This window comes from Parapedobacter sp. GCM10030251, from assembly GCF_042666505.1.
Lineage (GTDB): Bacteria > Bacteroidota > Bacteroidia > Sphingobacteriales > Sphingobacteriaceae > Parapedobacter.
The window spans coordinates 311,147-327,433 of sequence record NZ_JBHTDN010000002.1; the positions used below are offsets into that span (position 1 = coordinate 311,147).

The following is a 16,287-nucleotide window of genomic DNA, read 5'->3' on the forward strand; positions in this document are numbered from 1 at the left end:
CGTGTGCCAAATTTTGCATGTACCTACCCCATCCGGCGTCTTGACGTCGATACCGGTTGATAGCGCGGAGGCTATCGCCTATTAAAGATTAAAAGTTATTCGATACCGCTTAATGTATTGCCTGCGGTGCAGCAGTCTCTACGGCTTTATTTTTTAATGACTTCTGCCAAAAGAAGAAAATGATAAACAACACAATTAAAATAGCAGGGAACGAGACCATTTTGCTCAACGCATCCTGTCCCGTAGCAAGCTCCAATGCTGAATCCGTCAATCCGGCGGCAGCGTTCTTTTCGCGGGCTCCGTCAATCCAACCCCCGATTATCGGCTGAAAGATGGCTGTCGAGAACATTCCGATTCCTCCGATAACCGACATCCCTAAAGCACCACTAAGCGGCACCCGCTGTGCAACGGATCCCACCATCACAGGCCAAAAGAAGCAGACGCCTATTGCAAATACCACCGCTGCCAAGTAAGCGATCGGTCCGGTTACCACACTAAAGAGGTAGATTCCTATGGTCGCGAAAATGGCACTTCCCAACAACACGCCCGTCTGTCCCAATGTCCGTACTACAGGACCGGCGAAAAACCTACCCACGGCCATTAATCCGGTGGTCAACGCCAATATCAACATGCTGTCAGCACCACTATGGCTCATAACGATCGATACCCACTGCTGAGGCCCAAACTCGCTGATTGCGGTAAGCGCCATACAGAAAAACAAAAAGAGAAAGGTTGGCGTCAACATCGCTTTAAAATTCTGCGCTAAGGAGGTCGCACCTTCCACTTTGGCCTTAGGGAATGTCTTACCATAGAACAGTATGACATAAATGATCGTAGGAATCATCAATACCCACATTTGGGTTTGCCATTGCTGGAGAAATCCACCTGCTTCAGTCATGAATTTAGAGATCAGTGCACCCAGCAGGATGCCTCCCGGGAACCACATGTGAAACCGGCTCAACATCTTGTTCATTTTAATGTGATTGTCGGAATACATATCCGCAATCATCGGATTACAAGCCGCTTCGGTGCACCCGTTACCAAACCCGATGAACAACGTAGAGATCAATAAGCCCGTGTATCCTCCCGAATAAATGGTTAACAAAATCCCCAACGTATGCGCAACAAACGCCACCCGCATAATGTTCTTGGCCCCGAAAGAATGGTAAACCAATCCTCCGATAATCATGGAAATCGGGAATCCCAAAAACCACATGGAATTAATAAATCCTAGCTGTTCGGCCGTCAGGTTGAATTGTTCGCCTAATTGAGGCAGAATACCTGCCCGGATAGCAAAGGTAAATGCCGTCGTTATGAGCGCGAAACAAGATCCATTGAATAAGGCACTTCTGTTAACGTTTTCGTTCATTTTTTGTGAGTTTTTTAATTGGTTATTATTATTTTTCTTTACACTGGTCAACCCAGCGAACCCCATTCGCCGGATGCTGACAAAAAAATCCGCACGAAAGATACCGATAAATCGGTAAAAACCGCAGGGGTTTTATCAGCTTTGCAGTTCAAAGAAAAAATATTTCCCCTCGTAAGTCTATAACCGCCGAGCACGGAGCATCTATAATCCAAAGGTAATCTTCGGATCTTATAACTCCGTCCTGCGCTTTCCTGCTTATGGTAGAAGGATAGACCATGACAGTTAATTCTAAAAAATAATATATATTCGTAGTGTCAGTATACACGAATAAACACTGCAGTATTATAAACTTAAAATCGGTCGGCAGACCTTTGTTTTCCACTAATAAACGAGTATGGACAGTTGCTTTTATGGAGTATTGAGAAGAAACGTTACATCCTTTGGATTTCTCGCCATCGCTTTATGCTTGTTTCAATGCACAAACACGTACCGATACGGTGATGCACTGAAACTGAAAAAAGACGCACACATCATTTTGATTGGCAACAACCTCGGGTCGAGAATGATGGATTTCGGTCATTTTGAAACAGAAATGCAACTCCGGTATCCGGATAGTTTGTTATATATCCGAAACATGAGCGACGGAGGCAATACGCCCGGCTTTCGTCCGCATTCGGGCCGCCCCTCCCCCTGGGCTTTCCCGGGTGCCGAAAACTTTCAGACCGAACTAACGAACGACCCTAACGCACAGGGACATTTTGAAACGCCCGATGAATGGATTACGCGGCACAAGGCCGACATCATTATCGCCTTTTTCGGATCGGTTGAATCGTTCGACGGCCCGGCAGGTATCCAACGCTATAAAAGCGAACTCGATGCGTTTGTAAAACATACGTTGCAACAGCGATATAACGGTGAATCGACACCGCAATTGGCCTTGGTATCGCCCATCGCCTTCGAGGACCTCTCTGCAAAATACGACCTGCCCGATGGTAAAACGGAAAACGAACATCTTCGGTTGTACGCGCAGGCGATGAAAGAGGTGGCAGACAGTAACCAAGTGCTTTTTGTCGACATGTATACACCGTTCAAAAAGCTTTTTGGCAAGGGTGATCAACAGTGGACGATTGATGGCCTGCAACTCAATGAGGAAGGGTATAAGAAGTTCTCTTTGCTATTGGCGGATGCCGTCTTCGGCAACGAAAAAGTGAAAGACAATTCTCTCCGTGGGTTGGTACATGCCGCGGTCATGGAAAAAAACTGGATGTGGCATAAAGACTTTAAAATGCCCAATGGCGTTCAGGCTTTCGGCCGTCGTTACGACCCGTTCGGACCGGATAATTATCCTGCGGAAATCGCCAAGATCCGGGAGATGACCGCCATCCGCGACCAAGCCATTTGGAAAGCCCTTAAGGGAGAACGCATGAACCTGGACAGTGCCGATGCGCTGACAACAAAACTTCCCGAAGTAAAAACCAATTACGTACCGAGCGGTAAAAATGGCATCCCCCGGTATCTTTACGGCGAGGAGGCGCTCAGCAAATTCCAAATGGCGCCTGGCTATAAAATTGAACTTTTTGCCTCCGAGGAAGAGTTTCCCGAGCTTGAAAAGCCGATGCAAATGTCTTTCGATAATCAGGGACGGCTCTGGGTCGCGATTATGCCGACCTATCCCCATTGGAAACCGGGGGACCCTAAGCCTAACGATAAAATCCTCATTTTCGAAGACACCAACAACGATGGCAAGGCCGACAAACAGACCGTTTTTGCGGATAGCCTCCACCTGCCGGTCGGATTTGAAATTGCTCCCGAAGGTGTATATGTTTCGCAGGGCACTGATTTCGTACTGCTTACCGACACGGACGGCGACGGTAAGGCAGATAAAAAAGAAGTGTTGCTAAGCGGCTTCGACGACCACGACACGCATCATGCACACCATGCGTATACGACCGATCCATCGGGAGCTATTTACATGGGAACGGGCGTGTTTCTCGTCAGTGACATCGAAACCCCCTACGGCACGGTCCGTACGACCAACGGAGGTTTCTTCCGGTACGATCCCAACCGCCGCAAATTGGAATTTGCCCAGCTTTCCATTCCGAACCCGTGGGGGATCGCTTTTGATGACTGGGGGCAGAATTTTTATGCCGAAACCTCGGGGCCAGCGGTCAGCTGGATGATGCCCGGCTCGGTGAAGCCCATATATGGCATTTTCACTCCCAAATCGCGCAACCTGGTTGAAGAGGCTCATCAGGTACGTCCCACTTCGGGATTGGAGTTTATTTCAAGCCGTCACTTCCCCGATGACGTTCAGGGCGATTACCTCATTAATAACACCATCGGCTTTTTAGGCACCAAACAACACACGCTTGAAGACGACGGAACAGGGTATAAAAGCCATCACAGACAAGATCTTATGCGATCAGAAGACCCCAATTTCCGACCGGTTGACCTGGAGTTTGCCCCCGATGGCTCGCTCTATGTCATCGATTGGCATAACGTCCTGATCGGCCATATGCAACACAACCAGCGCGATCCGCTGCGCGACCATACCCACGGCCGGATTTATCGGATCACGTATCCTTCAAGGCCTTTGGTAACGCCTGCTTATATAGCGGGCGCCCCCATCGACACCCTGCTGGACAATTTGAAGTTGCCCGAATACCGATCCCGCTATCGCACACGCCGTGAACTTCGCGGACGGGACTCCTCCGAGGTATTGGCGCACCTCAAAACCTGGGTCAAGAACCTCGACAAAAATGATCCCCGCTATGAACACCATCTATTGGAGGGGTTATGGGTGAGCTGGGGACTTAACCGCGTGGATCAACAACTTCTCCACGAGCTTATACGCGCAAAGGATTATCGGGTACGTGCGGCAGCGGTACGCGTGGTGCGTTATACCGGTCACCAGGTAGCTGATCAAGTCGACTTATTGAAAGAAGCTGCTGCCGATGAACATGGGCGTGTCCGCCTAGAAGCGCTGGTAGCCGCATCCTGGCTGGATAAAGAACCGGGGCTAGCAATTCTGGATGTGGCGGCAAAGAAGCCGCTGGATGATTGGATGGCCGATGCCTACGGGGCAGCGTTTGCCCGTCTGAACGGCGATATCCACGGAAAACCCAAAACGGAACAAGCGGTGGCCTCCCATTTAAAAGGCAAGGACCTCGAACTTTACAAAAAGGGCCAATTGCTCTATGCGCAGGATGGTTTCTGCGAAACCTGCCACCAAGCCGATGGAAAGGGACTTCCGAGTTCGGGCTTCCCGCCCCTGGCGGGTAGTCCTTGGCTGGATAACGATGACCGCTTGATTAAGTTAACGTTAAAAGGTATGCAGGGACCGATGGAAGTTCTCGGCCACCAATATTCCGGACAGGTGCCCATGACGCCGTTTGGCGGCCTGATGAACGATGAGGAAGTGGCTGCCGTACTCACCTACGTTAAAAATTCGTTTGGCAATAAAGGCACGCCGGTTGATCCGGAAAAGGTGAAAGCCATACGGGCTGCAATTGCCGACAAAAAGGGATTCTATCACCCGGATGAGCTGCTTAAAGAGCACCCGCTATCAAAATGATTGAACGGGAAAAAGAGCGCAATAAGAAACTTGGGGGGTTGTCTCACGGCGAACAGGCATAAAGATCCCCAATTTTTCCACCCTTGCCGAAGCTTTCCCCGGGATAGCCAGGGAGCTCGATGCATACTCCATGCTTACTTGATGCATACAGGATGCTACCTTGGTCTGCTCCCATGCGATTGAGTAAACAACGAGTATGCATTGAGTTAGCACTGAGCTCCGAAGCGGGTTCCAGGCGGTCTCCGGTATGAGTTACCTAATATTAGGCACCAAAGTGCGTCCGCAGAAACGAGATCCCATTGACGGCAATCGCTTCTCGGGAAGGCTCAAAGTTACGCCAGATAGAGGCTGCTTTGGCAATGACTTTAACTGCTGGCGTAAAGGATTCGATAACCAAACTACCTGAGTAATCGATATCTTTCAAAGCATCCCGGATGCCTACCCAATCGATGTGATCATTTCCCGGCGCGCCCCGATCACAACCGCAGGCGTGCACGTGCAACAGGTGTTTTCCCGCTCTCCGGATCGCTGCCGCCGAATCCTTCTCTTCGATGTTCATGTGGTAAGTGTCCAGTAGCAGTCCCACCGCGTCATGATCCACATCGCCAACCAGCCGGAGTGCTTGTTCGCACGTATTGATAAAATCCGTCTCATATCGATTCAAAGGCTCTATTGCCAATTTCTTCCCCAAGTCGCCCGCACGTGCCGCCAGTGTTTTTAGGTGCTTCACAACGACATCCCATTGCGACTTGTACGCATCTTCCGCCGTTTGCTCCGCCCGGCCCACAGTCGAATAAAGCGGCCCAACCATCACCGGGCAGTCCAATACAGTCATCACATCCAATACCTGACTAATATAATCGATTGCCTGCTGCTGCTCCGCTTCGTTACCACGTAAATCGCGGCCGGGTCCCATTGCGGCACAGATTGAGGAGCAACGCAGACCGTTGTCGTCGAGTGCTTGTTTGATCAGATGCGGATCTATGTGGGAAGCATCCTCGAGGGCAATTTCAATGGCATCGCATCCCCAGTCCTTAAATTGCCGGATGATATCGATGCGTTCATTGGTAAAGGGAGAGGTCAGTAAAAATGTATTGACGCCAATTGGTAACATGTTCTTTTTATTATAGTATGGACAAATTCGGGTATGTATACTGTTCTTATTTGAGCCGGTAATCCGCTGGAAAGCTACCTTTTTTGAAGCTATCGAATCCAAACATTGTGGGTTGATAAGGCGAAATAAAGGCAACATCTGCCTTTTCCGGAATGGGTTGATCAACCGCCCAAAAACAAGCATTTATCAGCAATCGCCGCAAATCTTCATTTAACAGATCTATTGATGCGCCCATGGTGGTTGTAAAAGCTTTCCCCGACTTTCCGCCTTCTAGGACATAGTTTCTGGTCCAGGCGACCGGTAACGCCTCTTTATCCTCGTTGATGGGTGCATCCGCCGTCATACCGCTGGTAGACTGTCCGTATATCAGTACCTCGGCATCCTCCAACGGCCCTACGGTATAGACATCGGTGGGCACCCAAATATCGGAGACGCCATTTAATATCGGATTGGCCGCAGCCGTCTCGTTGTTCACGCCGCGCGTACCCTCTTTGCCATGGTCACCGTGGTGGCTAACCCAAGTTTCTCCCAGAACGATCTTGCCGAATCCTTGTTCCCAACCCGGCACCGAACTCTGGAAGTCGTATTTCGCGTAGGGGTCGCCGGGATTCTTCTTATAATGGAATGCATGTGTGGACGTACGCAGGCCGATCACTGGCTTTCCTGCTTTTAAATACGCGTCGATATAACGCATTTGATGCGGGGGTAATTCACGGAACCGCGTAAAAATCACCATCAGATCGGCCGACTCGAGTTTTTCAAGACCCGGAATATTAGATTGCTCGTTCGCATCAATTTCACCGGTCAACGAATCGATCGAAAACAATACCGTACACGTAAAACCAAATCGCTTAGCCAGTATCTGGGCCAGCATGGGCAAAGCTTCTTCGGAGCGATATTCTTCATCGCCGCTGACGAAGACAATGTTCTTGCCTTTGCCGGGACCTTCCTCTCCCTGATAAGTCACCCATTGTTCTGCTTCAGGTTGCCGCTCCCGCTCCGCAGTAGCTCCTGAACAACCCGCAAAACCACACACCACGACTAACAAAAAGAGCATCCCTATTTTTTTTCCTTTGTTCATGAATATAATTGATTAAAGGGTTATTATAATGGCTCTAAAATAACGATTACTTACTAAAATCTGGCACGTGATTTCGGATTTATGCCGGCGCACGTTGGTGGCTTACTGCTTACCTGTACTACGCTGTAAAAAATCAGCAATATCTGCCGGCTGGTCCATAACCCGCACTACCAATTCGTATTCCCTTCGTTCGTGGGGCGCTAACCAAATCAGCGCCCCGTTTTTCCGGGCCTTAGCTTGACCGATCGGCGGATGGGTACCGGGTTCCAACCCCACCACATACTCCCCCGGTCCCCAATGCTGCCAGTTGGTCAGCCAAGGCATCTGTGCCTTGTTGAATTCGATCGACAATGCGATACCGATATGCGGATTATGAATTCCACAGTAGCATTTCCCTTCGTCATCGGCGGTCACATCAATGAACGCCGCTTCTTCGCCGGCTCCTACGTGGTCTTTAAGGGGCGGACTCCCCTTCCGGAAAGGTTGTCCGTCTTTAAAAATCTTGGCCTTGTCTACCCCTTCACGCGATTCCCATGCCCCCTGCCAGCAAATGTCTACCCCTTCGTCAATCAAAGGCCATCCCAAGTTCATGTGATAAAGTAACATGTGGGGAGCTGGTGTATTTCCATGGTTGATAACCTCGTCGTGGATCCGAATGGCGGGTTCGCCCAGTCTACCCGAAAGGGTGCGCCTCAATACCAGTTGCGTTCCCAGGGGTCTGGATTGTTTGACAATGCCCGTAATCTGCATATCCAGCCGGCCCCTGAGCGGGTCCGGCTGGATGATCGATTCGATGGTGGCCGGCAGCCCGCTGAACTGGCTATGGAGCCCCCGGTCGCCCTGTTCGTCTGATTCAGGACCACCGACATGGTCCAAGCCGCACGTCGTCAGCAATCCCCCTCCAAACCCGTTGAGCCACTCGATCCCCCGGTAACCCGTGGGACTCGGCGCCACCACGCCCAGATGGCTGATCCAGGCAAGGCTATGGGCATTGTAAAACGCATCTGCGATATCCAAGCCCCGGTCAATGACGACTTTATACCGAAGGCCGGCGCCGGTATTTACCCAGGCAATGCGCGTGCCTTTGCCCGGGCCGTTATCCAAAATCGCCGTCTCAATGCCCCCGACCTGCATGGGATTGGACACTTTCTCTTTCCAATCTGTCATCTTACCCGCTTATTTACTTTTTATACACTGGGCTGTTTTCATTTCCGCCAGCCATCAGATAGGCCATCAAGTCTTTCAACTCCTCTTCATTCAGCACGTTGAGCGTTCCCGGAGGCATGGTCGAAACCTTGGCTACTTTGATCTCAACCACATCTTTCTTAGGAATTTCTTTCAATACCTGCGGTGCATACGGATTCTGTGACACCGAATACACATCCCCCTCCTGGCTGATCAACCTACCCAATACGGAAGAACCATCTTTCAAAACCAGCACTTTGGATTCGTATTGATCCGAAATGACTTTATTCGGCTCGATAATAGCTTCCAGCATGTCATGGACGGAGAATCGCGTTCCCAACTGCGTGAGATCCGGTCCGATCGCACCGCCCTCACCCTGCATCATATGGCACGATGCACAACGTACAGCCGCGAACAGTGATTTCCCTTGCTCAAAATTTCTTTCACCTTTGTCCGCCTCCACCGCCTTCGCCGCTTCGTCAATTTTCCAGTTCCGCCCCGGTCCTTTTGGTGGTACAATGTTTTCTAACAGCGCTTTGCCGGATTCGGCAAGAAGCGAATCACCGGAGATGGTATTGTAGTGATCAAATTGATCTTTCGGCACTTTTTCGAGCGCCAGCTTACGTGCCGCATCGATAAAACCGATATAGCTGTTACCGCCTTTGTAACCGAACGCATTGTAAAACCACTTGAAATAGTGCTCGTACAATTCAGGAGTCCATCCTGTCGATGCTTTGCTGAGCGCCGTAGCAAAATAAATCTGCTGGGCCGGAGGGGTCTTAGCGAGCGTGCCGGCGATGTCCATGCCATATTGCGGATTTCGCAGGATCAAATCAGACGAGTTGGTTAGGGTGGCCATCAAGGTGGTCGAATCGTCCTTCGCACTATCCAGTAACGACAACGTTTTTTCTACCGCATAAGGTGCCCCGATCTGGATCAATACTTTGCTGAACTCCCGATTGAGGGCATTGTCTGTCGTGGGGTATGAATTTTCAAAATACCCCGCTAACCGGTTTGCAATTTCGGGTTGGACATCCCCCATCCGATAGAGCGCCAGCTCAACCGCCCGCAACAAACCTATTTTGTTTTCCCGCGATATCCGATTGATATCGATGGTCATCAATTTTCGCAGGATGATAGACTGCAATTCGGGATGTCCCGTCTTAGCCATGGCAACCATGGCATTTGTTACCGTGCGGATGTTTCGCTCGCGGAACGCTCGCTTTCCCCATAACTTGAGGGGTTGGTGCATCAAGGCAACGGTTGCGGCATACCGGACATGCCGATCGTCGTGATTCAGATACGGCCAGATTTCAGAAACCACATTCGAATCGGGCGCATGTTCAAAATAACCTTCGATTCGTTTACGCAAGGCCATTTCTTCCGTAAGATCGGGGGCTCCTTGCTTCTTTTCTTTTACTTTGTCATACTTTTTGTAGGAGACCCTGTACAAGTCGGACTCCAACCTCCGTCCACCGGTAAGAAAATAAAGCGCGCCATCCGGACCAATGGTGCCGTCGGTAAGCGGCAGCGGCGTTCCGGAAAGAAACTCCTCGGCTTTGGCACGATACGTTGCCCCATCAGGTTCCAGCTGCACGGCGTACACGATACCAAAACTCCAATCAAACGCCAGCAAGCTATTGCGGTACTTATCGGGGAATTTAGCATTGCCGGTATATACTAAGTTTGTAGGAGATCCCTGGCCAATGTTAAGCAAAGACGGAAGCTCATCCGGATAATAGGTAGGCCATTTGCTATTGCCCGTACGCCAACCGAAGTCCGCGCCTTTGGCCACGTGCAGAAGGCGCGTTGGCCGGTACCAAGGCATTCCGAAGTCCCACTCCATATCCGAATCATAGGCAAATAATTCCTCATCATCATTAAATGCGATATCAAATGTATTCCGCAATCCGGCGGCTACCATCTGCCAATGTTGCCCCAATGAATCAGTGTGCGCGATCCATCCCCCAGGTGCCATACGATCCGTCGCATGGCCGCGCGGGTCTTTGATCAATTGGAAAACGTTGTCTTCATTCCAATTGGACGGTAAGAGGTAACTGTCCATCTCCGGCACGTCCGTATGGTTGCCGCACACGAGGTATAACGACTTTCCATCAGGCGCCAGGATGATACTATGTGGACCGTGTTCACCTTCTCCGTTGAACGACTTCAACAGCTTGATTTCATCAAACTGATCGTCGTTGTTTGTATCTTTCAGCCGGTATAAACCGCTGCTTTTTTCAAACTTATCGTCGCCCCGGTGGTTTACCATCACGTACAGGCTATTAAATGCCCAAAGCAGCCCCTGCGCATAGCCCATCCCCACTTTTGTCTGCGTGGTATCGTCTTTCCATTCATCGCCCGGAATGACCAGCCGCTCGGGTTCGGCCGTCAGCGTATCGGCGCCGATTTCGGGAAGAGTGATCCGGTATAACGACCCGTATTGATCGGATGTGATCATCCGGCCTTTGTCGTCAAACGTCATGGCTACCCACGAGCCTTTTTTATTTTCCGACGGGCTGTAGAGATGTTCTACCACGAAGTCGGGAGCAACGTTGATTTTTTCCACCTTAGGTTTCAGCTTCACCTGTTGTTCCGTCTCTTTTTCGTCAGTTTGGCACGCTGAAGCCAGCAACAACGTTGCGAACGCTGCTACTAAACCTGGGCATTTTTTCATAAAAGTTTGCATATATATCTGTTAGTACAAGTGTATGCGAATGTAAAGATTGTTTTGTAGTGTAGTCTATTCAGTGTCACCATTGGATACCGGTTCTCCAATTTACTATAACTGGCAAGCTACAATACTAACGCCTTTCAGAGAAAAAGGCAACCTGTGCTATCCTGTGAGAGGTACTTTGCATGCGAAAGGCAACCGGAACGCCCAGGTTGCCCACGGCCCTAGGCTGCCTTTCGCATGCAAAGCTGCGGTGTCTCTTAATCCGTATTTACCACCCCGGATTCTGTTCAAATCCATTCAGGCGTATTTCCCGGGCAGGAATGGGAAACAACAACTTATGCGGTTGTATGGTATACGAAGCATCGCTAAGCCTATTCAACCGTGCCTTCTCCTCGATGCCATGCTCGGTCATTACCTCGACGGCTTTGCCTGTTCTCAGCAATTGGTACCACCGGTGATTCTCGAACGCCACTTCAACGCGTTGTTCGTGGGCAACCGCTTCGCGGAAAGCCTCTTTACTCAGGCCGGACAATGGATCCAGTCCGGCGCGTTTTCTAACCGCATTGATGTAGGGATAGGGATCACCTGTTCCGGTTTCATTTAACGCCTCGGCCAACATTAACAACACATAAGCGTACCGGTATACCGGCCAATTTTCATTAGCGCGTCCATCCTCCAAAAAGGGCGGATGGTAATATTTCTGGATGAAAGGAATATCGCCATCAAACGCCTTAGATTCTTCAAATCCCGCATTGGACGCATCGCTGAACATCGCTATTGATGCGTCCCGGCGAGCGTCGCCTTCTTCATAGGCGCGATATATGCTGGGAGTCGGGATATTGCTGCCTCCAAGGGTACCCGGAAAGCCGATGAGTTCATCTTTGGCATTCCGGGGGCCAAACATAAAGATGAAATTACTTGCTTCGGTTTGCAATCCTGCATCGAATTGGATAGCAAATACGGATTCTGCATTGTTTTTGAATGCAGGATTGAAATTGTCGGCGTAGTTAGGCAATAAACTATAACCTAAGTCTACCACTTGCCCAAATGCCGCGGCTGCTTCGTCGAAGTTATGTAAGGTCATGTGCACTTCCCCCAACAATGTCAACGCAGCCCCTTTTGTTGCCCGGCCGATATCGGCTCCCGAATAGGATTCCGGCAGGCTGGCGATCGCGGCGTTGACGTCGGCTAAAATCTGCTCGTAAACGGCCTCTACACTAGCCCTACCTTCCATAAACGCGCCTTCCGGATCCTCAACTTCATTCACCACCAGCGGAACGGGGCCGAACAGTCGAACCAAATGAAAATACTGAAAAGCGCGCAAAAATTGGGCTTCCCCTTTATATCGGGCTTTCAATGCCTCATCGGGAAATTCTACGGGATCAATGCGATCAATGATCACGTTTGCCTCCATAATATTCCGATAAAGCATGTTCCATGTGTTATTTACGTAGTTATTGGTCGATGTAATCAGAAATTCGTCGATTTCTTCGCGCTGCTGCGCGCCCCGATCGGATGCGTCAAACTGGTAATTCGTATTATCAGCTATCATTTCTGTCATCGGCCAAAAATAATCGGCCGTGTAAAGTTCCTGCAGGGACCCGTACGCTCCGTTAACGGCCCGAAGGAATTGTCCTTCGTTTTGGTAATAATTGTCACCGCTCGAAAAGGTATGCGGCTTGACATCCAATAGGTGATGACAGGATCCCAGTGTGAATAATAACAGCAATAGGATCGAATATTTTTGGTGTTTCATCGATTTGCTCCTTTAATTGAGTGACTAAAAACTAACATTGACGCCCAAGGTATAAATACGGGAAACCGGATAGCCGGAATAGTCGATGCCCGGCACCAGGGCTCCCGTATCGGGGCGATTGTAATTTGTCCCTTCGGGATTACCGCTATACCCCGTAAACAAGAATGCATTTTGGACGGTACCATATACCCGCAAGCCTTCTATCCACCGGTTCTCCACCAAAGCGGCAGGGAGGTTATATCCCAACGTAATGTTCTTGATCCATGCATAATCTGTTTTTTCCACCCATAGACTGTGCGTGTCCCGGTACATCACCCGTCCCCTGCCCGTTCCCGTTGTGGTCGGCACAATTCCATTCCCGGGTTGTTCGGGAGAACGCCACCGATCTTTCACATTCCGGTTCACGTTGAATACACCATCAATATTTCCGGTATAGAAATTGGTTGCACGAAGCATCTCGGCTCCCATCGCGCCCACTACCATCACCCGCAGATCAAACGCTTTATACCGCAAGGTATTTGTCATTCCCCAATTAAAATCCGGGTACGGATTTCCGATTACGTCAAAATCCTGGAATGGCGTAATTTCGCCATCCCCATTTACGTCTCTGAATCGCATATTTCCCGGAACAGCTCCGGGGAATGCCGGGTAATTCGCCAGGTCGGCCTCGTTCTGGTAGATCCCTTCATAGACATACCCGATGATCATCCCTACGGGTTGTCCAATACGGGTAATGTTCGTTGGGTTCCCCTCGCTGCTTTGCCCCGAATAGATCGGATCTTCGCTTCTTCCCAGCGCAAGCACCTTATTGCGGTTGAAAGAAATGTTGAAATTGGTCGACCAATCGAAATTGTCGGACACGATGTTATGCGAAAGAATACCCAGCTCCACTCCGCGGTTGCGGACGTCGCCCCGGTTTTCCGTGACCGTACCGAAACCGGACGATTGCGGAATTTCAACATTCAGCAACAGGTCCCGGGTATTCCGGTTGTAGAAGTCCGCTGTTAGGTTAATCCGGTTGTTCAGGAAATGGAAGTCGACACCCAAGTTGAGTTCACGCATCCGCTCCCAGCCCAGGTTGGGATTGGCCAAGGAAGTCATCACGCGACCGCTGCCCAGGGTTCCATTAAACACGTAGTCTCTTGTACCGATATTACTCATGTAAGAATAATTCCCGATATTGAAGTTTCCGGTAAAGCCGTACGAAGCACGCAATTTCAGTTCATCGATCCACGAACTGTTTTTCAGGAAGTTCTCTTCGGATAGCCGCCAACCCAATGCGAAGGAGGGAAATGTTCCCCAGCGGTTGTTCGGGCCGAAACGGGAGGATCCATCTGACCGGACGGTAGCCGTCACCAGGTACTTATCTGCATACGAATAATTCGCCCGAGCGAGGTATGAGATCAGTGCCCAGTCACTGATATCCATATTACCCACAATCACCCGAGCCGCCGCGTTTAACGATTCAATATCATCGTCAGGAAACTGCTGGCCGTCGAACCGAGCGGCATAAAACTTATTCGATTGTACCGTGTACCCCACCAATCCTGAGATTGAATGCCCTGACGTGGAATTGTAATCGTATGTTAGCGTATTTTCATTCAACCAGTTGAGGTACTTTACGTTTCCATAATTGCCTGTCGGCACGGAAGGCGGCGCAGCATTCTGGTTGCCGAGGGTAGACGGCCGAAAGTACTCCGAATCGCTATCTTCAAAGTCGACGTTGAAAGACGATCGGAATTTCAGGTTTTTAATGATTTCAAATTCACCAAAAGCGTTCATAAGGATTTTTGTCCGACTGGCTTTGTTGGTGGTTTGATTTAACACCATGATGGGGTTTGGAATGCCGAATGTGCCCGGGGATTGGATGTAGTCGTTGTAGCTACCATCCGCATTGTAAGCAGCGGGTATGGGATTCGCAATTTCGAACCCTTCGTCCCGTCCCTGCCCACGTACGCCGCCTTTCAGAAACGTCATCGATGGAGCCAGGTTAACCCCCACTTTCAAGCGGTTGGTGATGTTGGCGTCCATATTTGCACGCAGTGAAAAACGGTCGAATTTGGTATTAATCAAGGCACCGCCTTGATTAAAATAACCAGCGGAAACAAATGTCCGGATCTTTTCGGTACCACCACTGACACTGAGACCGATATCGGACATCGGCGCTACACGGGTTATGGCATCGTACCAATCGGTTCCTTTCCCAATTGCTTCTGGATTCCGATAGATTTCAGGAATATCTGCTAAGGTAGGTTCGCGCCCTTCCTCAAACCGTATTCTATCCTCCGTCGATTCCTTCATAAATTGGGCAAACTCCTGTCCGTTCATCAGGTCGGGCCGACCTTTTTGAGGCACCTGTTGCAAGCCCGAACTCATGGTAACCTGAATGCGGGGTTCGCCGGTACTTCCCCGCTTGGTGGTAATCATCACCACGCCGTTCGCCCCTCTGGAACCGTAAATGGCCGTTGCAGAAGCGTCTTTCAATACGGTCATCGACTCGATGTCCTGCGGATTGAGCGCGCTCATGGCGTTGGACTGCTGGCCTGAAGTGGATGGCACCGGAAAACCATCGATAACATAAAGTGGATCGCTGCCCGCACCGATGGCACCAATTCCCCGAACCTGGATTTTGGGGCCGCCTCCGGGTGTCCCGTTCGACGTGCTTACATTCACACCCGCAACCTGACCCGATAAGCCCTGATCAAGGCTCGCGATCGACTGCCCCCGTACATTGGTCATACTAACCGGCGCAATTGAGCCGGTAACATCCTTTTTTTGCTGACTGCCATACCCCACTACCACCACCTCTTGCAGGTCTTCCGTTTCCTCAGCCAAGACTACATCGAGCGTTTTTTGATTGCCAATAACAATTTCCTGCGATACATAGCCCACATTTCTGAAAACCAGCGTCTCTCCGCTCTTTGCCTCGATCTGGAAACGGCCACTTGCATCGGTGGCAGCGCCACGCGACGTTCCCTGAACCAAAACGGAAACGCCCTCCAAGGGATTGCCTGCCTCATCTTTCACGGTACCCGCAACCTGCTCCTGGCCAACGGCAGTCGGTGTTCCGGTATTTACCGCGGCAGATTTCCGTAGTCTGATAATTACCGTCTTGTCTTCATTAAAGACAAATTCAACAGCTTGATCCGTGAAACATTGTTCCAATACTTCCTTCAACGGCTGGTTTTCGGCATCCAGCGATATCGGTGCACGATTGTTTAATAAACTAGCGTCATAAATAAAGTCATAGCCGCTCTGTTGAGATAGCTGATACAGCACCGTTGCCACGGGTGTGTTTCTCACGCGAATGTTTACATTCTGTCCGTGACTCGCCATAGCAAATTGCGCAAATACCACGGTTAGCAAGACAGTAATCTTCATACAGACTAAAACATTAACCGGTTTAAAAAATGGTCTATGGCAATGCCAAACATATTTTTTTTTATACATTTGAAGCTCAATTTGTGATTAATAATTTGGTTGCTAATCAATTTGTGGTCACTTTTGGTGTCTAACTAGTAAGACGGAACC

General features: G+C 50.0%; 8 protein-coding genes. 1 reads left to right on the top strand and 7 read right to left on the bottom strand.

The features are described from left to right. Positions 1-109: 109 nt before the first annotated feature. Entirely contained in the window at positions 110-1,369 is a 1,260-nt protein-coding gene (locus ACFQRK_RS07315; RefSeq protein WP_379005111.1) for an MFS transporter, read from the bottom strand. Between the two features lie 394 nt (positions 1,370-1,763). Between ACFQRK_RS07315 and ACFQRK_RS07320 the strand changes: the two genes are divergently transcribed. Further along, entirely contained in the window at positions 1,764-4,943 is a 3,180-nt protein-coding gene (locus ACFQRK_RS07320; RefSeq protein WP_379005113.1) for a PVC-type heme-binding CxxCH protein, read from the top strand. Positions 4,944-5,205: 262 nt separating this feature from the next. On the opposite strand, the gene ACFQRK_RS07325 is transcribed toward ACFQRK_RS07320, so the two are convergent. The 6 genes from ACFQRK_RS07325 to ACFQRK_RS07350 all read right to left on the bottom strand — a co-directional run bounded on the left by ACFQRK_RS07325 (position 5,206) and on the right by ACFQRK_RS07350 (position 16,137). Further along, positions 5,206-6,057, bottom strand: a complete 852-nt coding sequence (locus ACFQRK_RS07325) for a sugar phosphate isomerase/epimerase family protein (protein ID WP_379005115.1) — start codon at positions 6,055-6,057, stop codon at positions 5,206-5,208. 46 nt (positions 6,058-6,103) lie between these two features. Beyond that, the gene (locus ACFQRK_RS07330) at positions 6,104-7,138 is read right to left on the bottom strand and encodes a hypothetical protein (RefSeq protein ID WP_379005117.1); all 1,035 of its coding nucleotides are present in this window, start codon (positions 7,136-7,138) and stop codon (positions 6,104-6,106) included. 102 nt (positions 7,139-7,240) lie between these two features. Then, entirely contained in the window at positions 7,241-8,305 is a 1,065-nt protein-coding gene (locus ACFQRK_RS07335) for an aldose 1-epimerase family protein (RefSeq protein ID WP_379005119.1), read from the bottom strand. A gap of 13 nt (positions 8,306-8,318) precedes the next feature. Then, on the bottom strand, positions 8,319-11,000 hold the full coding sequence (locus ACFQRK_RS07340) for a c-type cytochrome (protein WP_379005121.1): 2,682 nt from the start codon (positions 10,998-11,000) through the stop codon (positions 8,319-8,321). 268 nt (positions 11,001-11,268) lie between these two features. Continuing rightward, positions 11,269-12,756, bottom strand: a complete 1,488-nt coding sequence (locus tag ACFQRK_RS07345; RefSeq protein WP_379005123.1) for a RagB/SusD family nutrient uptake outer membrane protein — start codon at positions 12,754-12,756, stop codon at positions 11,269-11,271. A 24-nt stretch (positions 12,757-12,780) separates the two neighbouring features. Further along, positions 12,781-16,137 carry a TonB-dependent receptor gene (locus ACFQRK_RS07350; protein WP_379005125.1) on the bottom strand — a complete coding sequence of 1,119 codons (3,357 nt, stop codon included), beginning with the start codon at positions 16,135-16,137 and terminating at the stop codon, positions 12,781-12,783. Between the last annotated feature and the right edge of the window lie 150 nt (positions 16,138-16,287).

Bases quoted from the DNA above. Each gene is read 5' to 3' on its own strand.
- ACFQRK_RS07315 (WP_379005111.1), bottom strand. From the start codon at position 1,369: ATGAACGAAAACGTTAACAGAAGTGCCTTATTCAATGGATCTTGTTTC.
- ACFQRK_RS07320 (WP_379005113.1), top strand. From the start codon at position 1,764: ATGGACAGTTGCTTTTATGGAGTATTGAGAAGAAACGTTACATCCTTT.
- ACFQRK_RS07325 (WP_379005115.1), bottom strand. From the start codon at position 6,057: ATGTTACCAATTGGCGTCAATACATTTTTACTGACCTCTCCCTTTACC.
- ACFQRK_RS07330 (WP_379005117.1), bottom strand. From the start codon at position 7,138: ATGAACAAAGGAAAAAAAATAGGGATGCTCTTTTTGTTAGTCGTGGTG.
- ACFQRK_RS07335 (WP_379005119.1), bottom strand. From the start codon at position 8,305: ATGACAGATTGGAAAGAGAAAGTGTCCAATCCCATGCAGGTCGGGGGC.
- ACFQRK_RS07340 (WP_379005121.1), bottom strand. From the start codon at position 11,000: ATGAAAAAATGCCCAGGTTTAGTAGCAGCGTTCGCAACGTTGTTGCTG.
- ACFQRK_RS07345 (WP_379005123.1), bottom strand. From the start codon at position 12,756: ATGAAACACCAAAAATATTCGATCCTATTGCTGTTATTATTCACACTG.
- ACFQRK_RS07350 (WP_379005125.1), bottom strand. From the start codon at position 16,137: ATGAAGATTACTGTCTTGCTAACCGTGGTATTTGCGCAATTTGCTATG.